19 protein-coding genes are annotated in these 19466 nt (G+C 65.0%); 13 read left to right on the top strand and 6 right to left on the bottom strand.

Annotation, left to right across the window (positions count from 1 at the left end; genetic code table 11):
* Positions 1-10: 10 nt before the first annotated feature.
* Together JQ628_RS26855 and JQ628_RS26850 are read right to left on the bottom strand one after the other, a co-directional pair.
* The gene (locus tag JQ628_RS26855) at positions 11-1549 is read right to left on the bottom strand and encodes an AAA family ATPase (protein WP_212227199.1); all 1539 of its coding nucleotides are present in this window, start codon (positions 1547-1549) and stop codon (positions 11-13) included.
* The gene (locus JQ628_RS26850; RefSeq protein WP_212227197.1) at positions 1546-2529 is read right to left on the bottom strand and encodes a zinc-dependent alcohol dehydrogenase family protein; all 984 of its coding nucleotides are present in this window, start codon (positions 2527-2529) and stop codon (positions 1546-1548) included. The genes JQ628_RS26855 and JQ628_RS26850 overlap by 4 nt, the downstream gene beginning before the upstream one ends.
* 345 nt (positions 2530-2874) lie before the next feature.
* Between JQ628_RS26850 and JQ628_RS26845 the strand changes: the two genes are divergently transcribed.
* Positions 2875-3561, top strand: a complete 687-nt coding sequence (locus tag JQ628_RS26845) for a Crp/Fnr family transcriptional regulator (RefSeq protein ID WP_212227195.1) — start codon at positions 2875-2877, stop codon at positions 3559-3561.
* 99 nt (positions 3562-3660) lie between these two features.
* Positions 3661-4149, top strand: coding sequence for a flavin reductase family protein (locus JQ628_RS26840; protein ID WP_212227193.1), 489 nt, complete (start codon positions 3661-3663; stop codon positions 4147-4149).
* Positions 4150-4163: 14 nt separating this feature from the next.
* Here the strand turns inward: JQ628_RS26840 and JQ628_RS26835 are convergent, their stop codons facing one another.
* Positions 4164-4835: a Crp/Fnr family transcriptional regulator gene (locus JQ628_RS26835; protein ID WP_212227191.1), complete on the bottom strand. Its 672-nt coding sequence runs from the start codon at positions 4833-4835 to the stop codon at positions 4164-4166.
* A 112-nt stretch (positions 4836-4947) separates the two neighbouring features.
* Here JQ628_RS26835 and JQ628_RS26830 point away from each other — a divergent pair, with 112 nt between their 5' ends.
* The 11 genes from JQ628_RS26830 (at position 4948) to JQ628_RS26780 (ending at position 16972) form a co-directional block, all read left to right on the top strand.
* Positions 4948-6168 (top strand): acyl-CoA dehydrogenase family protein, encoded by a 1221-nt coding sequence (locus JQ628_RS26830; RefSeq protein ID WP_212227189.1) that lies wholly within the window; start codon positions 4948-4950, stop codon positions 6166-6168.
* A 17-nt stretch (positions 6169-6185) separates the two neighbouring features.
* Positions 6186-6599, top strand: a complete 414-nt coding sequence (locus JQ628_RS26825) for a RidA family protein (RefSeq protein ID WP_212227187.1) — start codon at positions 6186-6188, stop codon at positions 6597-6599.
* A 104-nt stretch (positions 6600-6703) separates the two neighbouring features.
* A complete protein-coding gene (gene hpaD / locus JQ628_RS26820; RefSeq protein ID WP_212227185.1) occupies positions 6704-7711 on the top strand; it encodes a 3,4-dihydroxyphenylacetate 2,3-dioxygenase in 1008 nt (335 codons plus the stop codon).
* Between the two features lie 18 nt (positions 7712-7729).
* Entirely contained in the window at positions 7730-8914 is a 1185-nt protein-coding gene (locus tag JQ628_RS26815) for an ABC transporter substrate-binding protein (RefSeq protein ID WP_212227183.1), read from the top strand.
* 3 nt (positions 8915-8917) lie between these two features.
* Positions 8918-9940 carry a branched-chain amino acid ABC transporter permease gene (locus JQ628_RS26810; protein ID WP_212227180.1) on the top strand — a complete coding sequence of 341 codons (1023 nt, stop codon included), beginning with the start codon at positions 8918-8920 and terminating at the stop codon, positions 9938-9940.
* A 2-nt stretch (positions 9941-9942) separates the two neighbouring features.
* Positions 9943-11706 carry a branched-chain amino acid ABC transporter ATP-binding protein/permease gene (locus tag JQ628_RS26805; protein ID WP_212227178.1) on the top strand — a complete coding sequence of 588 codons (1764 nt, stop codon included), beginning with the start codon at positions 9943-9945 and terminating at the stop codon, positions 11704-11706.
* Positions 11690-12430, top strand: coding sequence for an ABC transporter ATP-binding protein (locus JQ628_RS26800; protein WP_212227176.1), 741 nt, complete (start codon positions 11690-11692; stop codon positions 12428-12430). Before JQ628_RS26805 ends, JQ628_RS26800 begins: the two co-directional genes overlap by 17 nt.
* 26 nt (positions 12431-12456) lie before the next feature.
* Positions 12457-12852, top strand: a complete 396-nt coding sequence (locus JQ628_RS26795; protein ID WP_212227162.1) for a RidA family protein — start codon at positions 12457-12459, stop codon at positions 12850-12852.
* A 79-nt stretch (positions 12853-12931) separates the two neighbouring features.
* Positions 12932-14506, top strand: coding sequence for an amidohydrolase (locus tag JQ628_RS26790; RefSeq protein ID WP_212227160.1), 1575 nt, complete (start codon positions 12932-12934; stop codon positions 14504-14506).
* 88 nt (positions 14507-14594) lie between these two features.
* On the top strand, positions 14595-16133 hold the full coding sequence (gene hpaE, locus JQ628_RS26785; RefSeq protein WP_212227158.1) for a 5-carboxymethyl-2-hydroxymuconate semialdehyde dehydrogenase: 1539 nt from the start codon (positions 14595-14597) through the stop codon (positions 16131-16133).
* 14 nt (positions 16134-16147) lie between these two features.
* Positions 16148-16972 (top strand): cyclase family protein, encoded by an 825-nt coding sequence (locus tag JQ628_RS26780; RefSeq protein WP_212227156.1) that lies wholly within the window; start codon positions 16148-16150, stop codon positions 16970-16972.
* Here the strand turns inward: JQ628_RS26780 and JQ628_RS26775 are convergent.
* The 3 genes from JQ628_RS26775 to JQ628_RS26765 are packed head-to-tail and all read right to left on the bottom strand — an operon-like array spanning position 16969 to position 19462.
* Positions 16969-17988 (bottom strand): 2Fe-2S iron-sulfur cluster-binding protein, encoded by a 1020-nt coding sequence (locus JQ628_RS26775; protein WP_212227154.1) that lies wholly within the window; start codon positions 17986-17988, stop codon positions 16969-16971. The genes JQ628_RS26780 and JQ628_RS26775 overlap by 4 nt on opposite strands.
* Positions 17985-18995 (bottom strand): PdxA family dehydrogenase, encoded by a 1011-nt coding sequence (locus JQ628_RS26770; RefSeq protein ID WP_349628130.1) that lies wholly within the window; start codon positions 18993-18995, stop codon positions 17985-17987. Before JQ628_RS26770 ends, JQ628_RS26775 begins: the two co-directional genes overlap by 4 nt.
* Complete coding sequence (locus JQ628_RS26765) at positions 18992-19462, bottom strand: aromatic-ring-hydroxylating dioxygenase subunit beta (RefSeq protein ID WP_212227152.1); 471 nt, start codon at positions 19460-19462, stop codon at positions 18992-18994. The genes JQ628_RS26770 and JQ628_RS26765 overlap by 4 nt, the downstream gene beginning before the upstream one ends.
* Positions 19463-19466 lie beyond the last annotated feature (4 nt).

Below are 19466 nucleotides of genomic sequence, written 5' to 3'. Positions count from 1 at the left end.
TGCTCGAACGTCAGGTGCCGGATCGCGGCAGAAACGCCGTGGCGCGAGAGCGGGTCTGTTCAGGCGTCCCCGCTGCGTCGATGAGCGGCCATTCGATCGTCCCCGTATCGATATCCTCCTGGAGCCGCGCCACATGCTCGGTGGCATCGGATGCATCGTTGCGACGCAAGCCAATGCGCCGCGCGCGGACGTCAGCGGCAGCCGTCAGGAACAGGCCGCAGAAGCCTGCTTCGGCCGCCTTCGCGATCTCGGCCGCCGCACATCGCTCCGCCTCCATCAGAAAAGCGGCGTCCACGATCGCCGAATATCCCTGCGCCAGCACCTTGCGGGCGCGCGCGAACATCTCGTCATAGACTTTCTCCGAGCTCTCGCGCGTGTAGGTGGACGCTGGTAGCCGCGTCAGCGGATCGACGCCGGCAAGTTCCTTGCGAATGAGGTCGGAGCGCAGCAGCACCGCGCCGGGCGGCGGCGCGATGCCTGCCGCGACGGCACGCGCGAGCACGCTCTTGCCGGTGCCGGAGCGGCCGCCGATCGCGATCAGGGATGGCCTGGCCGGCGTCGCAAGACGCAGCGCCAGAGCGAAGTAGGACTTTGCATCGGCGAGGCACGTGGCATCCTCAGGATACAGGTCGCGTTTGGTAAACGCCACCAGCGCGCGGATCGCGGCGCGGATGGAAAGGAACAAGGGCAGCACCGCCAGCGCATCGCCGTGTTCGCGCCAGCCGGACTCCAGATAGCCGTTGAACAGGCGGTTTGCCGGGCCCTCTTCGCCGAAGTGCAGGAAGTCCATGATCGGGAAGGCGAGGTCATAGAGCACGTCGGTCGTCGCAATCACCGGATCGAATTCGATGGCGTCGAAGAGAACGGGCTCGTCGTCGATCATGACGATGTTGGCAAGATGCGCGTCGCCGTGACAGCGGCGGACCAGGCCAGCCGCGGCGCGCTGTTGCAGCAGCGGGAAAAGGTCGTGCAGGTGCCGGTGATTGAGTTCATGCAGCCGATCGACGTCACCGGCCGGCAATTCGCCTTGCTTGCGAAAATTCGCGGTATTGCGGTCGATGATGCCAGCGATCGAGGCCAGCCATGCCGAACCGTCGGCGACGGGTGCGCGGGCATGCGAGGCGTGCATTGTTTCGGCCAATGCCTCGGCGGCATCGGGTGGAAGCGCATGGGCCGCAGCGAGATGGTCGAGCGCGCGCCGCTCGTCGAACCGCGCCATTTCCACCGCCCATTCAACCACCGGCCCCTTGCCATCCAGCGCTAGGCCGCTGGCCTCGCGCGTGACGGCTACGACGCGGCGATAGATTTTGGGCGCATTGCGAGCATTGACCGCCAGTTCCTCCTCGCAGGCGTGCTTGCGCTTCTCCAGCGTCGAATAGTCGAGGAACGGCAGTTTGACGGCGCGCTTCACCTTCAGCGCGTGGTCGGCGCCGAGAAACACGATCGAGGCGTGGGTATCGATGCGCTCCGTGCTTCGCGCGAGAAACGCCAGGACCTCGTCCTGGCCGGACGCAGCCGAGGCAGCGGGCGATTTCGCCGGATCCGTCACGGCCGCAGGACCGCGGCGCCAACCAGCTTTCCTTCGCGCAACCGCGCCAGTGCCTCATTGGCGCGCTCGAGTGGAAAGGCGGTGGTGTGTGTCGTGATGTTCGCCTGCGCGGCGACCTTGAGAAAGTCGATACCATCCTGCCGGGTCAGATTGGCGACCGAGACAAGCTGCCGCTCCTGCCAGAGAATGCTGTAGGGAAAGGCAGGGATGTCGGACATATGAATGCCCGCGCAGATCACGCGCCCGCCCTTGCGCACTGCGCGCAAGGCGAACGGCACCAGCGCGCCGACCGGCGCGTAGATGATCGCGGCGTCGAGCGCGGCCGGCGGTGCATCCTCCGATGCGCCGGCCCAGACTGCGCCGAGCGAGCGCGCAAGCTGCTGCGCCTCTTCGTCGCCGTTGCGCGTGAAGGCGTAGACCGAACGGCCCTGCCAATGGGCGACCTGCGCCACGATGTGGCCCGCCGCGCCAAAGCCATAGATGCCGATATGCTTGCCGCCGCCTGCCATCACCAGCGAGCGCCAGCCGATCAGTCCGGCGCAGAGCAGGGGCGCCAGCGAAACGTCATCGCCGTCCTCGCCGAGCGGAAAGCAGTAGCGGGCGTCGGCCACCAGATGGGTGGCAAAGCCGCCGTCGCGGGTATAGCCGGTGAATTGCGGACGGTCGCAGAGATTTTCCTGCCCGCTATCGCAGTACGTGCAATGGCCGCAGGTCCAGCCCAGCCAGGGCACACCGACCCGCATGTCCGGCGTTAGCTCGGTCACGCCGGCGCCGACCGCATCGATCCGGCCGACGACTTCGTGTCCGGGCACGATCGGATAGCGGATATCGGGCAGTTCACCATCGACGACATGCAGATCGGTGCGGCAGACGCCGCAGGCACTCACCCTGACGCGCACCTCGCCGGCGCCTGGCGCGGGCTCCGGCCGCTCCTGCATCGTAAGGGCCGCACCGGGGGCGGCGAGAACCATTGCATACATGCGGAACTCTCCCGATGCGAAAGCATGAGCATTTTCGCGCGAAATCGCAAAGTGCGTTTGATCCTGCGCAACTCATCGCTCACGATGGGCAGCGCCGCTTGCGGCCGTGATACCACGGACACTTTCACGCCAGTTCGCTGAACGCTCTCCGATGGCCCTTTGCGTGCTATCCGGCCCTTTTGCCATTTCTGGGGCGGACAATGTATGGCACACCCGCAGAGATTGCCGGCGGCGTCTCCGTTATCGGCACTGCGCCGCTTGCACCTTCGGCAACGATGGTATGCGATGCCTGTAGCCGAACGGGACGCCGGTGGGTACCTTGTTGAAGGCAACAGGAGGGTCAACATGTCTGACGGCACCGTGTCTTCGCCATTGGCAGCGGGCAGGCGGGCAGAGGCGAGTGAAACGCTGCGGGTTCCCGCGTCGATGCTGGTTCGTCTGTTCGAGGTCGCGCCAACGCTCGCGCGTCGCAAGTTTCCGAAAGGCGGATCGCTGTATCGACAAGGCGAGACCGGGACCAACGTTTACGTCGTCGTTTCCGGCCGCATCGGGATCACGATGCTGGGTGTCGGCGGCCAGGAATTGATGATCGATATCGTCGGGACGGGCGCGCTTTGCGGCGAAGGCGCCGCCTTCGACGGCCTGCCGCGCTTCTCGAGTGCGAGCGCGCTCGAGCCGAGCGAGGTGCTGGTCGTTCCCGTCGGCGAGTTCTGCAAGCTGATGTCCGCCGATGTCGAACTGGCCGCATCGATTGCCCAGACCATCGCGCTGAAGCAGCGCACCCTGGCAAGCCGCCTGGTGCAGGTGGCGCAGGCCTCGCCGGAGGTGCGGATCACCGAGCTGCTCTCGCAGATCAGCTTTCCGGATTCGTCGGCGATCGTGTTGACCCATCAGCAGATCGCAAGCCTGATCGGCGCCTCGCGGATCACGGTCACGCGCGCGATGCAGAAATTGCGGCGCGAGGGCGCTGTGCGCTGCGAGCGCGGCCGCTACGAGCTGGTGCGTCCGCAAGCCGGGTCGCTCACGAACTAGAGTAGCGCGCCCCACGGATTCTCATATTGCCTGTGTATGGCGATACAGCCTCATGTCGCCGCCTGCCGTAGCCTGTCTCCAGCATGGGAGGAGGCGACCATGAATGCAGCACACACAGCTCCATCGTTTCGGCAGATGATGGGCCGCTTCACGACCGGCGTTGCCGTGATCCTCACGGCAGCGCGCGAGGGTCCGGTCGGCGCCACCGTCAATTCACTGACGTCGCTCAGCCTCGAGCCGCCGCTGCTGCTGTTCTGCGCCGGCAACAGCAGCCGCACCGGCGCTTGCGTGATCGAGCAGGGCCTGTTCTCCGTCAATATCCTCACCGCCGCGCAACAGGATGTGTCGGGTCATTTCGCAGGCAAGGACACGAACAAGGGCGAGGGCTGGGATGCCGCGCGCTGCCGCCGCCACGGCGGCTGGCTTGCCATTCCCGACAGCAACGGCGCCTTGTTCTGCGAGGTGGATAGCGTCTACCCCGGCGGCGATCACCGCATCATCGTCGGCCGCGTCAGGGATATCCTGGCGCCGGAAGCCGCCGAGCGGCCGCTGGTCTATCATGAGGGCCGCTACAGCCGGCTGGCCTGACTGCTCCCGCGGGTCTAACGCGCCGGGCGTTTCCCCAGCAGCAGGATGTGTCCTTCCAGGATCGCGATCCGGCCCTGCTCGCGGAGCCGCTGGAGCGTCCGCGTCACGGTCACGCGCGAGGTTCCCGTCATGGCCGCGATCTGCTCGTGGGTGAGCTGGGTCACCAGCAGGCGTCCCTTGGGATGCTCGATCGCGAACATTTCTTCCAGCCGCGTCAGCAATTCCATGATGCGCTCCTGCGGCTCGCGCGACGTCAGGTGCTTCAGGCGTATCGCAAGCACGCGCTGCTTGAGGCTGGTAATGCGCAGCAGCGAGCTGGCAAATTCGGGATGATCGCGGAAGGCAGCGCCGAGCCGCGTCGAATCGAACTCGATGGTTTCGGTGTCCTCGACCGCAACCGCGCTCGAAAACCGCGGCAGACCATCGAACGCCGCGCCTTCGCCGCAGATCGTGTTGGGGCCCATCAGCTCGAGCACGACCTCCGCGCCGTCGACGCGGAAGATCGAGATCTGCACCAGGCCCTTCAGCACGAAATAGAAGCAGCTCGAGATCTCGCCCTGCTCGTACAGCACCGCGTTCTTCCTGAACTTCCGGCGCCGCCCATAGGCGGCATGGCCGGTGAGCATCTCGACCAGCTCGCGGTCGATCCGCCATGTACCGAGCTTTCTCTTCGACGTGCGGCTCATGAGCATCCGGCTCTGTAACGCGAAAAGTCCGTCAAACTCGTATAGGGCGATACAGCGCTGCGACAGGACGGTGATCTAGCGTCATTTTCATCAACTTCCCCCGGAGGTCCCCATGTCGTCAATGGCGCCGGTTCAGGCCGAGCGTGAAGAGGCTGCCGATCCGGTTGCCGCGGTCCTCGCGCGCGCCGAACGCACCGGGGAATGGCTGCGCGGCAAGGCCGCCGAGATCGAGCAGCGGCGCTCCCTGCCGCCCGACGTCACCGGGCGGCTGGTCGATGAAGGACTGTTCCGCATCACGCAGCCGAGCCGCTATGGCGGGCTCGGCCTCGAGCCGCGCGCGGCCTGGGAAGCGACTTATGCCATCGCCCGCGGCTGCTCGTCGACCGCCTGGATCCTCGGCCTGTCGAGCGCAAACGTGGTGATGATCGGAAAATTCTCGGACGAGGCGCAGCGCGACGTCTTCCTTTCCGGAAAGCCGACCATCGTGTCCTTGCTGACCGGCGGCGTCGGCTCGGACATCGAGGTCGAGCATGTCGCTGATGGCATGCTGCTGAGCGGACGCTGGCGCTACGCATCCGGGATCGATGCCGCCACCTGGGCGGGGCTGCTGGTGCCGGTGCCGGTCGATGGCCATGCCGTGATGCATGTCGTACTGGTGCCGACGAAGGAATTCGCCGTCGATCATCAGAGCTGGAACGTGCTCGGGATGCGCGGCACCGGCAGCAAGGATATCTCGCTGACCAAGACCTTCGTGCCCGCGCATCGCTGGATGAACTGGCAGGTGTTGCAGGAGGGTGGCCGCGATCCGACCTGTCCGCATCATGGCCCGATCAGCGACGCGCCGCTCAACGCCATCAATGCGATGTCGACGCTCGCTCCGACCCTGGGCGTGGCCTCCGCCGTCGCCGAGGAGTTTCGTGCGATCGTGAAGAAGAAGGTCAGCCCTGCGGCACAAAGGGTGCTGGTCGACGATCGCGTTGCGCAGATCGAGGCGGCGACGGGAGAGGCCACGCTCGCGATCCTGCGCCGCGCCTTGCTCGACGATGCCGACCTCATCGTGCGTGAGGCCGAACGCAGCGGCAGCGTCAGCCTGCTCGAACGCGCGGCGATGCGCACCCGCATTGCGATCGCTTCACGCCTTGCGCTACAGACCGCGCAGCGGCTGTTCGCCGGGCTCGGCAGCTCCGTGCTGCCGACCGGCACCCGCATCGAGCGGCTGTTCCGCGACGTTCATGCCATGAGCACGCATATGCTGCTACAGCCGGAAGCCATCGGCGAAATCTACGGCAAGCTGCTGCTTGATCTTCCGCTGCCGCCGGCGGCGCGCGTCTAACCACAGGAACAATGAAAATGAAAAAACAAGCCATCCAGTCCGCCAATCCGATCTTCGCGACCAAGGACGGATCAACCATCTTCAAGAAGTTCGGCTATTCGCCCGCGGTGCGCGCCGGTGACTTCATCTATGTCGCCGGCCAGATCGGATTGAACCCGGACGGCTCGATGCCGGAGGATGACGAGGGGCAGATCGTCAACGCCTTCGACCGTCTGAAGATCGTGATCGAGGAGGCGGGCGCCTCGCTCGACGACATCGTCGAGCTGGTCAGCTATCACGTCGGCTTGCAGCGTCACCTCGCGCGCTTCGTCGAAATCAAGAGTGGCTACATCCGCGAGCCCTTTCCGACCTGGACCATCCTGGAGATCGCCGGACTGGCCCGCCCCGGTCTCGTGATCGAGATCAAGGCGGTTCTCTATGCACCCCGCTGACGGGGGCCTGCCCCGGGAATCTGGCGCTCTTGGTAGCGGGCGATACAGACGCCGTCCGCAGGGCGGGTAACCTCCCGGGAACTTCAGGAAACAGGGAGACGGCCATGAGCGGCGGTCGGATCAAGGACATTGCCAATATCCAGAAGCTCGGACACGTCGAGTTCCGGACCACCGACCTCGAGAGGGCGCGGGACTTCTACGTCAACCTGATCGGCATGCACGAGACCGCTCGGGACGAGAACCGGGTCTATTTGCGCTGCACCGAGGACCGGCAGCACCACACTTTCGTGCTGCGCAAGGCCGACAGCGCCGGGGTCGGCACCATCGGCTTTCGTGTTTCCAGCGATGCCGATCTCGACCGCATGAAGGCCCGTTTCGAGGAGCTCGGCCTTCCCGTGCGCTGGGCCGGCAATGACGTGTTGGGGCAGGGACGCACCCTGCGCATGCAGGATCCGCTCGGCTTTGTCATCGACTACTACGCCGAGATGGCCAGCGTTCCCTGGATGGTGCAGAGCTACCATTTGCACAAGGGCGCCTCGCCAACGCGCATCGACCACGCCAACGTGCTGACTCCCGACGCCCAGGCCGGCTACGAATGGTACACCGGCGAGCTCGGCTTCGGCTGCGCCGAATATACCGAGTCCGAGCCGCCGGATACGCGCATTTGGGCAAGCTGGCTCTATCGCAAGGCAACCGTGCACGACATCGCCGTGATGACCGGCGCGGGACCGGCCGCCCATCACCTGGGCATCTCGCTGCCGGAGCCAATGGGCATCATCCGCGCCTGCGACATGCTCGCCGGCGCCGGTTACGCCGACAGCATCGAGCGCGGACCGGCGCGCCACGGCATCTCCAACGCGCTGTTCGTCTATGTCCGCGATCCCGATGGCAACCGCTTCGAGCTTTACACCGGCGATTACCTGACCGGCGACATGTCGGCGGAGCCGATCCGCTGGAGCCTGAATAATCCGGTACGCCAGACCTTCTGGGGTGCGCCGCCGCCGCGCCGCTGGTTCGAAGAATCGATGGCGGTGGAAACTTTCGACGGCGCGGCGATGCAGGCGACCAAGCCGCCGCTGCTGGCGCCGGTGCCGAGCTACGTAGTCGATTAAACAGAAGGGGAAGGGATCATGAAGAAAATCTCCGTCGCGGCCGCTTGCGCCGCATGGCTGATGTCGGCGCTCGCTGCCGGCGCCGCCGACAAGCCGGAGCTGCGCATCGGCTCGGTCGTCGCCATGACCGGGCCTGCATCGGCGCTCGGTTTGCCCGAGAAGAACGCGCTGGAGTTGCTACAGGAGCAAATCGCCTCCGATACGAGCCTGCCCTTCACGGTGAAATTCATCACCTATGACGACGCTTCGGATCCGACCAAAGCGGTCAACAATGTCCGCAAGCTGATCACCGAGGACAACGTCCATGTCGTGATCTGCTGCACGACGACGCCGACCTCCATGGCCATTCTTGAAACCGTGACCCAGGCCAAGGTGCCGAACATCTCGCTTGCGCTCGGACAGAGCGTGATCGAACCGGTCAAGGACCGCTACTGGATCTTCAAGACGCCGAGCACGGACCAGCTTCAGATACAGGTGCTCGTTGACGACATGGTCAAGCGCGGCCTCAAGAAGATCGCGTTCCTCGGACTTGAAGACTCGTTTGGCGAGGGCGGCTGGGTCGCGCTACAGGCCGTCGCCAAGGCCAAGGGCGTTGAGATCGTCGCCGCCGAACGCTTCTCGCGCACCGACACCAATTTCACCCCGCAGGCGCTCAAGGTACGGCAGGCCAGCCCAGGCGCCGTCTACATCCACGCCATCCCGCCGTCCTCGGCGCTGGTTCACCAGGCGCTGAAGCGCGTCGGCTATACCGGTCCGATCTATCACTCCGGCGGGTCCGCCAACAATGCGTTCATCTCGATCGGCAAGGCCGACGTCGAAGGCGCGCTGCTCGGCACGACGCCGGTGCTGGTCTACGGCGAATTGCCCGACAGCAATCCATTGAAGCCCGTCATCACCAAATTCGCCGCGCTCTATGAAAAGCGGTTCAACGTGCCGAAGGTCGATATCTTCCCGGGCCAGTCATGGGACGCCGGCAATATCGCGATCCTGGCCGCATCGAACGCCGTCAAGGCGGGTGCCAAGCCCGACAATCTCGAAGCTTTTCGCGCCGCGCTGCGCGACAAGCTGGAAGGGGTCAAGGAGTTCGTGGCGGTGGGCGGCATCTTCAATTATTCGCCGACCGACCATCTTGGTCTTGACCAGCGCTCGACCTTCATCTCAGTGGTCAAGAACGGCGAATTCCGCCTCTACAATGCCAAATAGGGCATGATCGATACCGCTCTCTTTCTGCTGGTCGATGGTCTGACCAACGGCCTGATCTATGCACTGCTGGCGCTCAGCCTTGTGCTGGTGTTCACCGTCACGCGGGTGGTGAACATCGCACAAGGCGAGTACGTCATGCTGGGCGCGCTGACTCTTGCCGACCTCCTGCAGGGACGGATGCCGGGCACGCTGTATCTCCTGATCGGCGGACTTGCGCTCTGCATTCTGCTTGACGCCGGCCGCTGGCGGCGCGACTGGCGCGGCGCGCTTTTGTTCGCGACGGGCCTGATCGCGGTTGCGATCGCGGCTGCCCTGATCACCCGTATGGCGCTTTCGTTGCACTTCCCGGTGATCGCCATGATGGCGGTCGCGCTGTTGTTGGTCGCCCCCCTTGGCGTCCTGATCTATCGTTTCACCGTGCATCCCATTCCCGACGCCAGCACCATCGTCTTCGTCATCATCTCCGTCGGCGTGTCGATGGCGGTGCAGGGGCTTGGCCTGCTGATCTGGGGCGCCAGTCCCTATCCGGTCGAGCCGATCGCCGCCGGTGGCCTGATGGCCGGTCCCGTGTTCATTCCCTACCAGGCCATTGCCATCATGGTTGTCGCGCTGCTGTCGATGGGCGGGCTCTATCTCTTCTCGGAGCACACGCTGATCGGCAAGGCGCTGCAGGCCTCCGCCATGAACCGGCTTGGCGCGCAGTTCTGCGGCATTCCGGTCAACCTTGCCGGCGGATTGGCCTTCCTGCTCGCGGCCGCCTTCAGCGCGCTCAGCGGCATGCTGCTCGCGCCGCTGATCACCGCCAACTACGAAATGGGCTTCATGGTCGGCCTGAAGGGATTTGTCGGCGCCGCCATGGGCGGGCTTGCCGATTATCCGTTGTCGCTCGCCGGCGTGATGATCGTCGGCGGTCTCGAATCGACCTCCGCCTACCTCGCGAGTGCTTACCGCGACGTGCTGGTGTTCAGCCTGCTTATCCCGATCCTGCTCTGGCGCAATGCCCGGCAACGCGTGGAAACGAGGTAGCCGTGCCGCGCAGAACGCTGCTTGCCCTTACGGCGAGCCTCATCTTCCTCGTCGCACCGTGGCTGTTGCCGCCGTTCCATGTCGGCATCTTCGCCTATGCCGGCATCTATGCGCTGGCCGCGATCGGCCTCGTGCTGTTGCTACAGGCCGGCCAGATATCGCTCGGCCAGGCCGCTTTCATGGGTCTCGGTGCCTACGGCTCGGCGCTGGTGGCGCGCGCCTATGGCATCGACAGCTTCTTCACTCTGATCTTCAGCATCGCCGCAACTGCGCTGGTCGCCGCTCTGATCGGCTACATCACGTTGCGTCTGCGCGGTCATTATTTGCCGCTGGCAACGCTCGCCTATGGCATTGCACTCGCGAGCAGCTTCACCGCCTGGCATGACGTCACCGGTGGCGCCTCCGGCCTCGACAAGATTCCGCCGCTCGGATTGTTCGGCTATGCGCTGACCGATGATCGCCTCTATACCCAACTGATCTGGATCGTCGTGCTGCTCGCCGTGCTCGGCCTTTCACGCCTGCGCAACTCGCGCATTGGCCGGGCGATCGCGACACTGGAATCGCATGACGGCATGGCGCGCAGCTTCGGTATCGACACCACCGTGCTGCGCATCAAGGTATTCGTGTTCTCCGCCGTGCTGGCGGCGCTGGCGGGCGGGCTCTACGTGCATTTGCTACGCTTCGTCAGTCCGTCGCCGTTTGCGCTCCTGACCTCCTTCAAGCTGCTCATCATGGCCGTCGTCGGCGGTCCGTCCAGCGCCATCGGCGGCGTGGTCGGCGCGCTGACCCTGGAGAGCGCGCAGTGGGCGTTGCAGGATCTGCTCGCGCGCTGGGGCGCAACGGGAAATCTCGAGGTCATCGTGTTCGGCGTCATCCTTGTCGTGATGCTGCTGAAATGGCCGCAAGGCCTCTCGCCCGCGCTCGAAAGGCTGCTGCCGAAGGCGAAGCCTCGCCGCAGCGACGGCACGCCGCTGTCGGCGCGTACATTGCCGGCCGATCGCGCGGAGTCCCTGCTTGAACTGAAGGGCATCGGCATCAATTTCGGCGGACTACAGGCGCTTGCCGACGTCAATATGCAGCTCAAGCGCGGCGAATTCGTCGGTCTGATCGGTCCCAACGGCGCCGGCAAGACCACGCTGTTTGCGATCATCTCCGGCCTGCTGCGCCAGAGCAGTGGCACGGTGACCCTGTTCGGCGGCAAGATGCCGGACAGCCATTCGATCGTGCGCGAGGGCATGGCGCGCACGTTCCAGCATGTCCAGCTGGTGCCCACGCTGTCCGTGATCGACAACGTCGCGCTCGGCGCCTACTGGCGCACCTCTTCCGGCTTCATGCGCGGTCTTCTCGCGCTCGATGACGCCGAGAATGCGCGCGTGCTGGCGAGTGCGCGCGCCGTGCTGCGCCGCGTCGGGCTCGAGGCCGAAGCCGAGCTTGCCGCCGGCAGCCTGCCACTCGGCAAGCAGCGCATCGTCGAGATCGCCCGCGCGCTGCTGGCCGATCCGCAGATCCTGCTGCTTGACGAGCCGGCTGCCGGCTTGCGCTTTCAGGAGAAGCTCCTGCTGGTCAAGATCCTGCGCCAGCTCAATGCCGAGCACGTCACCATCCTGCTTGTCGAGCACGATATGGAGCTCGTCATGGGTTGCGTGGAACGGCTCGTCGTGCTCGACCGCGGCCGCGTCATCGCGGAAGGCGCGCCCAAGGATGTCCAGGCCAATCCGGCCGTGATTTCGGCTTATCTCGGGGGCGCCCGTGACAAAGCTGCTTGAGGTATCCGCCCTGACCGTCGGCTACGGCGAGGCCGTGGCGCTCGATGCGATCTCCTTCGATGTCGCGCGCGGCGAGTTCATCACCTTCATCGGTCCCAACGGGGCCGGCAAGACCACGCTGCTCAACAGCCTGATGGGTGTGCTGCGCCAGAAGTCGGGCACGGTGTCCTTCAAGGGGGAAGACCTGGGAACACTGAAGCCGGAGACGCGTGTAGCGCGCGGCATCGTCATCGTTCCGGAACGGCGCGAGCTGTTTCCGCAATTGTCGGTCGAAGACCATCTGCGGCTTGGCGCCTTCCTGCGCCGCAGGGAAGGACGGGCAATACTCGACGCCGGGCTCGAACGCATTTACGCGCTGCTGCCGAAATTGAAGGAACGGCGGCGGCAGTTGGCCGGCACGCTGTCCGGCGGCGAGCAGCAGATGGTGGCGGTCGGCCGCGCGCTGATGGCGGAGCCGCAACTGCTGATGCTCGACGAGCCCTCGACCGGGCTTGCGCCGCGGATCACCGAAGAGATTTTCGAAGCGATTGCCCGGCTCAAAGCCGACGGCATGACGGCAATCATCGTGGAGCAGAACGCGCATCTCGCCTTCTCGGTCGCCGATCGCGGCTTTGTGCTGGAAGTCGGCAACGTCGTCGCCTCCGGCGCGGCCGACGAATTGCGCCAGGATCCGCGGGTGCTTGCCGCTTATCTCGGCGCCGGGGACCGCTATCGCGACGCATAATTCACGCCAAACGGAAGGAAACCATCATGGCACGTACCGTCGTCGTTCCGCCCACGGGCCTGCGCCCCGGCATTCCCTATTCGCCGGCGATCCGCTGGGACAAGCTGCTGTTCATCTCGGGTCAGACCGGCTCCGATCCGGTGACGCGCGAATTTCCGCCGGACATCAAGGCGCAGACCCGCATTGCGCTGGAGAACGTCAAGGCGCTGGCGGAGGCCGGCGGCGCATCGATGGACACGGCGCTGAAGATGACCATCCATATGACCGACATGCTCAACGAATTCGGCGCGATGAACGAAGTGTTCCGCGAGTTCTTCCCGAAGGACCCGCCGTCGCGCACCACCGTCGGCGTGGCGCATCTGGCGCGCACCGGCCTGAAGATCGAGATCGACATGATCGCCGTGGTGAAGGATGGCGTCTAAAGCGTTTTCGAGCGAAGTGGGTACCGGTTCGCGTGAAGAAAACGCGTCAAAACAAAAAGGCGCCAGCACGGCAACGCTGTTGTTGCGGGGCGGGAAGATCGATCCTGCCCTGGACGGCGCGCCGCGCGACAGCATCCTGATCGAGGGCGATCGCATCGCCTGGATCGGCGAGGCGCGCGATGCGCCGCGCGCCGGCAAAGCGATCGACCTGCACGGCAGCCGGACCGTTGCCGGACTGACAGACGCGCATCTTCATCTCTTTATGCGCGCGCAGGAGCTGCTCAACCTCGGGCTCGGTCCGGCGACGGCATCGATTCCTGCGCTGCTGGAATGCGTGCGATCCGCGTGTGCGGCCACAGCGCCCGGCCAATGGGTGATGTCCGCCGATTACAGCGAACAGTTCCTCGCTGAACGGCGGCATCCGACGCGCACCGAACTCGATGCTGTCTCGCAGGGGAATCCCGTGCTGCTGCGGCGCACGGGCGGCCATCTGTCCGTCGCCAATTCCGCAGCGCTTGCGCTGGCCGGGTTCGATATCAATACGCCGGATCCACCCGGCGGCACGATCGAGCGGGCGCATGGCGAGCTGACCGGCGTTCTCACCGAGAACGCTGCCGACATCGTCGCGGCCCTGATCCCGCCGCCGTCGCCGGCGCAAACCATCGAGGCCATTCGCAAGGTCGCCGCCGAGTGTCTGAGCCTCGGCATTGTTGCGGCGGTCGAAGCGGCCGTCGGCTTCAACAACGGTTTTGGCGTCGAGTGGAATATCTGGCAGGCGCTGAAGGATGCGGGCGGCCTGCCGCTGCGCATGGGATTCATGCTGCGCATCGATCCCGCCGAGGCGCGCCGGCTGAACCTTCGCCCGACCGGCCATGACGATCATTGGCAGGTGCGCACGCTGAAATTCTTCGTCGACGGCATCATCGGTGCGCGCACGGCGGCGTTCAGCGAACCTTATGCCGACCGCGACACCAAGGGTTTCCTGATGGAGGAGGCGGCTGATTTGCGCGCCAAGGCGGTCGAGGCCCATGTGCTCGGCTGGCAACTTGCCGCGCATGTGATCGGCGATCGCGCCATCGCACACTGGCTGGATTGCCTGGAGGCGGCTGCCGAGGCAGCTCCATCGCCCGAGCGCCATCGCCTCGAACATTTTGCGGTGCCCGGCCGCGATGCACTCGCGCGGGTACACCGCCTCGGCGCCATTGTCGTTCCGCAATACGGCTTCCTGCACCGGCTTGGAAACTCGTTCGCCTCAGCCATCGGTCCCGATCGCGCGCAGCGGCTTTATCCCGGCCGCAGCGTGAAGCGGGCCGGCGTGACCATCGCCGGCAGTTCCGATCATCCGATCGGGCCTCTGTCGCCCTATCCGGCGATTGCGGCAGCGATCAATCGGACCACGTCGGCCGGGCTTGTGCTCAATCCGGAGGAAGGCCTGCCGGTGCGCGAGGCGCTCGCAGCCTATACGCAGGGCGGGGCGTTTGCGATGGGGCACGAACTGCGGCGCGGCCAATTGCAGGCAGGCATGCTCGCGGATATTGCCGTGCTCGATCGCGACATTCTCATGGTCGATCCCGCCGAACTCGCTGAAACCCGAAGCCGGCTGACCGTGGTCGGAGGCAAAATCGCCTATTCCGACGGAACGCTGGCGGCGTAATGGCACCTATACAAAAAGAGGCTTCCAAGATATAATTAACATGTTAAATGAATGGGCCTGAGAAACGCCAATTGCCAGGAGGAACCCCATGAACAAGCCTCTCGCCAGCAACGCACTGACCGAGAATCTCCGTAAGGCGCAGAATTATCTGGCGCGCTTCAAGAACGCCGCCGTGCCGCACCGGATCGCGGGCGAGAACGTCGTGGGCCATGCGAGCTTTGAGAATTTCGATCCGAGCGACAACACCGTGCTGTGCCAGATATCTTCGGGCGGCGCGCATGAGATCGATCTTGCCGCCCGCGCCGCCGAGGATGCGTTCAGGATCTGGAAGGACGTGCCGGGCGAGCGCCGTCGCGCATTGCTGCACCAGATCGCGGACAGGATCGAGGCGAGGGCGGACGAGATTGCCCTCATTGAAAGCACCGATAGCGGCCAGCCGATACGCTACATGGCCAAGGCCGCGCTGCGCGGCGCGGAGAATTTCCGCTTCTATGCCGACAAGGCGCCCGAGGCGCGCGACGGCCTGTCGCTGCCGACCGAAACACACCTCAACTACACGATCCGGCAACCGATCGGTCCGGTCGGCGTCATTACGCCCTGGAACACGCCGTTCATGCTGTCGACCTGGAAGATCGCGCCTGCGCTGGCGGCCGGCTGCACGATCGTGCACAAGCCGGCAGAGTGGAGTCCGCTGACCGCCGTGATCCTCTCGGAAATCATGAGCGAGGTGTTCGAGGGCGCCGGCCTTCCCAAGGGCATCGTCAACCTCGTGCATGGTCTGGGCGAAACCGCCGGCAAGGCGCTGACCGAACATCCCGCCATCAAGGCCATCGCCTTTGTTGGCGAGTCGATCACCGGCAGCCACATCATGGCGCAGGGCGCGATGACCCTCAAGCGCGTGCATTTCGAGCTTGGCGGCAAGAACCCCGTCATCGTGTTCGACGATGCCGATCTCGACCGCGCGCTCGATGCCGTATTGTTCATGATCTACAGCCTCAACGGCCAGCGCTGTACCTCATCGAGCCGCGCCCTCGTGCAACGGTCGATCTACGCCGAGTTCACCGCGAAGCTGAAGGCGAGGGTGGAGAAGATCGCCGTCGGACATCCGCTGGATCCCGCGACCGAGCTTGGCCCGCTGATTCACAAGCGGCATGTTGAAAAGGTGCTGAGCTACACCGCTCATGCGAAAGCCGACGGCGCCGAAGTCGCAACCGGTGGCAATCGTGCTCTCGACGGCAAGGGCAATTTCGTTTGCCCGACACTGTTCACCGGCGCTGCCACGTCGATGCGCATCGCACAGGAAGAGATTTTCGGCCCCGTGCTGACCGCGATCCCGTTCGACGATGAAGCCGATGCATTGCGCATCGCCAACGACGTCCGGTACGGGCTGGCCGCCTATCTGTGGACGGGCGATGTCGGCCGCGCCCACCGAATTGCCCAGGGCGTAGACGCCGGCATGGTCTGGGTCAACTCGGAGAACGTCCGGCATCTGCCGACGCCGTTCGGCGGCGTGAAGGCCAGCGGCATCGGCCGCGACGGCGGCGACTATGCCTTCGAGATCTACATGGAGCAGAAGAATATCGCGATCGGCCTCGACAGGCATCGCGTGCCGAAGATTGGCGTCTGATCTCGGGGGTAGGGATGGATAGTCGTTTGCCGGGTTTCGATCCCGCGTTGCTCGCCGCGATCCGGCCGGACGCAAGAATTTACGAGCTGTCGCATGCGATGGCGCCGTCGATGCCGGTCTACCATCAGCACATCCCCTTCAGTCTCGCATTGCATCGCCGGCACGGCGACCCGCATCCAAAGCCGCGCGAGGACGGTTCGAGCTTTGCCAACGAGGTGATCGTCACCTCGGGTCATTCCGGCACCCACATCGATGCGCTCGGGCATTTCTCGCGCAATGGCTGCCTGCACGGCGGCATCAAGGTCTCCGAGGTCGAGACGCGCGATGGCTACCGGGAGCACAACGCGGCCGACATTCCGCCGATTCTCCAGCACGCCGTCATCCTCGACGTCGCGGCGGCCCAGGGCGTCGAATGCCTGAAACCGGCCGAAGAGATTTCCGTTGGCGATCTCGAACGCGCTCTCGCCTTCTCCAACGCAGAGCTCCGGCCCGGCGACGCGGTGCTGATCCGCACCGGCTGGTCGAAATACTGGACGGATGCGGAGACCTTCATCGGCCGCCGTGGCGGGATGCCCGGTCCGGGTGAGGAGGCGGCGCGATGGCTGGTTGCGCGCGGCGCGACGCTGGTGGGCTCGGATACGCCCGGCTTCGAGTGCCTGCCGACACCCGGCGTTTCGGTCCACGCCATCATGCTGGTCGATCACGGCATCCACATCATGGAAAACCTGAATCTCGAGGAGATCGCGCCACAGCGGTTTCCAAGGGCCATGTTCATCGCGCTGCCGCTGCGCCTTTCGGGAAGCACCGGCTCCCCCATAAGGCCGGTTGCGATCGCTTAGGCTCGTTGGGAATCACCCGAAGCGGATGGCCCGGAATCGACGAAGGCATCGGCGAAAAACTCGGCTTCGGGCAAGCCATGATCTGCCGTAAAATCGCGCTGCGCGGCCTCGACCATTTTTGGATTGCCACAGGCATAGACCTGCGCCCCCGACAAATCCCTGTGGTCTTCGCGGACCGCATGGTGGACGAGCCCGGTGCGGCCCGCCCAGGACGCTGGCGCGTCTGAAAGCACCGGCGTGGACGTGAACCAGGGCAGCCGCCGTTGCCAGTTGGCGGCAAGATCGAACAGATAGATGTGTTCGCGCCTGTGCCCGCCCCAATAGAGGTGCATCGGGCGATCATTGCCCGCGTGGATCGCCGTCTCGACGATCGACTTGATCGGCGCGAAGCCGGTGCCGCTGGCGAGCAGGATGACGGGCCGCGGCGACACGCGCAGGTGAAAATCGCCATGGGGGATTTCGACCTGCAACCGATCGCCGACCGCTAATCTGGAAAGGGCTTTCTCCGAGAATTTTCCGTTCGGAACGTGCCGGATATGCAATTCCGCGCCGTCATTGTGGCGCGCCGCATTCGCCATCGAGAAATTCCGGCGGTCGCCGTCTTCCATGATGACTTGCAGATACTGACCGGCCTTGAACGGCGCGCGCAGCCCGATCGGAAAGCGCAACGTCAGGATGGTGACGTCAGGCGCAGGCCGGGCGAGCCGGTATACGGTCGCCGTGATGGTCTTGCGGCGAAAGATGTCGATCCGTTCGAAACGCTTGGGGCGGATGGTCAGGTCGGCACGCGGCTGGGCGCGGCATACCAATGCCGAGCCGTCCCGCGCCGTTCGCCGGCCCTTGCCGCGCTGCTCGACCTCGCCGGAAAGCAGCGCGGTCTCGCAGGTGTTGCAGACGCCCTTGCGGCAGGAGGAGGGCATCGAATAGCCGGCCCGCTCGGCGGCATCGAGCACGAACTCACGCGGTTCGCATGGAAAGGACAATTCGCTCCCGGCAACGTGGACGGTAAAGGTCATGCCGCGCTTTCCGAAGCGAGCTTTGGCGGCGCCGGAATGTTGCCGAGCAGCCGAAGGGTGCGCAGCACGGCCGATGGATCGGCCTTGTCCTGCCCGGCAATATCGAACGCACTGCCATGGCCGACGCTCGAGAACAGCACGCCGGCACCGACCGATAGCGCGGACGCGTTGCGGCCGGCGAGCAGCTTGACGGGAATATGGCCCTGGTCGTGATAGATCGCGACAAAGCCGTCGATGTCCTTGCGGCCAAGCATGATATCGGCGCCGACAGGTCCCTCGGCGAGAATGCCGGCCTTGCGCAGCCGCATCACGGCCGGGGCGGTGATGCGATCGTCGTCATCGCCGAACAGGCCGTTCTCCCCGGCATGCGGGTTGATGCCGAAAATGCCGATGCGCGGATGTGCGACGCCAAGCCGTTGCAAGGTGGCGGCACAGGCCAAGCCCGCCTGTTCGATCAGATCGGGGGTGAGGCGAGCCAGCGCGTGATGGATGCGCTCATGCAGCGTGGCGTGAAGGATGCGCAGGCCGCCGCCGACCAGCATCATGAATACCTTGTCTTCCGGCGTATGCGTGAGCTGTGCGATCAGGCCGGGGTATCCCGAAAACGGGATGCCGGCGGCGTTGACCGCGGTTTCGTTGTGCGGGCATCCGACGATCGCGTCGGCTGCGCCGCTGCGAACCAGGCCGATGGCGGCTTCCACATAAGCGACTGTCGCGCGGCCGGCCGCGGCGTTGATCTGTCCGGGCCGAAAACTGGCGGACGGCAACGCATCGACCGCATGAAACAGAATGCCGCCAGCCGCCGCGGCCGACGAAGCCCCGGCTTGCCGAAGCTGTGCATCGCCGGCGTGGCGCTCGCCATAATGTCGGATCACATGCTCGTCGCCGATCAGGATCACCCGGATATCGTCCCTGCCGGCCATTTCGACCGCTGCCTTCACGGCGATCTCGGGGCCGATGCCGTTCGGATCGCCGATCGTCAGCGCTATCGTCTTGCCGCCGCTCACAGCGGCAACGCCAGCAACGTGTCGAAGCGTGAGCTGTCACAGACGACGATCCGCTCGCGAAGCTTCGGCGCGCCGCCGTTCAGGCGATAGACATCGAGGTAACGGCCGGTGGCATAGACGTCGGTGGTGCCGTCGCGCATGATGCGGGCGACGAAGAACGAGGTTTCGCTGGAAACTTCCGCGGCGTCTTCCGCCAGGATCCATGGCTGGCCAAGGAAATGCCGGTAGACGTGCCGCTCATAGATGTTGGCTTCGCGCAGCGAGGCCACCCGGTCGCGCAGCATACCGCGCGAGTTGGCGAAGATCACGCCGGCTTCCAGTCCTTGCGCGTAATTGTCCGCCGTCGTGATCTTGTAGGTGCAGTTCTCCTCGAAGAAGTCGGGCCAGGCTTCGAGCTGGCCGTTGTCGATGCAGCGCGCATAGGCGCCTTGCACGTGATTGATCAGGTTGACGACGTCTTGACTCACGCTT

Origin of the sequence: Bradyrhizobium lablabi, assembly GCF_018129385.1 — a bacterium.
Classification (GTDB): Bacteria; Pseudomonadota; Alphaproteobacteria; order Rhizobiales; family Xanthobacteraceae; genus Bradyrhizobium; species Bradyrhizobium lablabi_C.
Note: the sequence above shows the minus strand (reverse complement) of the source record. Positions and strands in the feature narration are given on the sequence as shown.

Excerpts from the sequence above, each read along its gene's own strand:
- JQ628_RS26815 (WP_212227183.1), top strand. The coding sequence starts at position 7,730 with ATGAAGAAAATCTCCGTCGCGGCCGCTTGCGCCGCATGGCTGATGTCG.
- JQ628_RS26830 (WP_212227189.1), top strand. The coding sequence starts at position 4,948 with ATGTCGTCAATGGCGCCGGTTCAGGCCGAGCGTGAAGAGGCTGCCGAT.
- JQ628_RS26835 (WP_212227191.1), bottom strand. The coding sequence starts at position 4,835 with ATGAGCCGCACGTCGAAGAGAAAGCTCGGTACATGGCGGATCGACCGC.
- JQ628_RS26795 (WP_212227162.1), top strand. The coding sequence starts at position 12,457 with ATGGCACGTACCGTCGTCGTTCCGCCCACGGGCCTGCGCCCCGGCATT.
- JQ628_RS26825 (WP_212227187.1), top strand. The coding sequence starts at position 6,186 with ATGAAAAAACAAGCCATCCAGTCCGCCAATCCGATCTTCGCGACCAAG.
- JQ628_RS26840 (WP_212227193.1), top strand. The coding sequence starts at position 3,661 with ATGAATGCAGCACACACAGCTCCATCGTTTCGGCAGATGATGGGCCGC.
- JQ628_RS26780 (WP_212227156.1), top strand. The coding sequence starts at position 16,148 with ATGGATAGTCGTTTGCCGGGTTTCGATCCCGCGTTGCTCGCCGCGATC.
- JQ628_RS26775 (WP_212227154.1), bottom strand. The coding sequence starts at position 17,988 with ATGACCTTTACCGTCCACGTTGCCGGGAGCGAATTGTCCTTTCCATGC.
- hpaD (WP_212227185.1), top strand. The coding sequence starts at position 6,704 with ATGAGCGGCGGTCGGATCAAGGACATTGCCAATATCCAGAAGCTCGGA.
- JQ628_RS26845 (WP_212227195.1), top strand. The coding sequence starts at position 2,875 with ATGTCTGACGGCACCGTGTCTTCGCCATTGGCAGCGGGCAGGCGGGCA.
- JQ628_RS26810 (WP_212227180.1), top strand. The coding sequence starts at position 8,918 with ATGATCGATACCGCTCTCTTTCTGCTGGTCGATGGTCTGACCAACGGC.
- hpaE (WP_212227158.1), top strand. The coding sequence starts at position 14,595 with ATGAACAAGCCTCTCGCCAGCAACGCACTGACCGAGAATCTCCGTAAG.
- JQ628_RS26850 (WP_212227197.1), bottom strand. The coding sequence starts at position 2,529 with ATGTATGCAATGGTTCTCGCCGCCCCCGGTGCGGCCCTTACGATGCAG.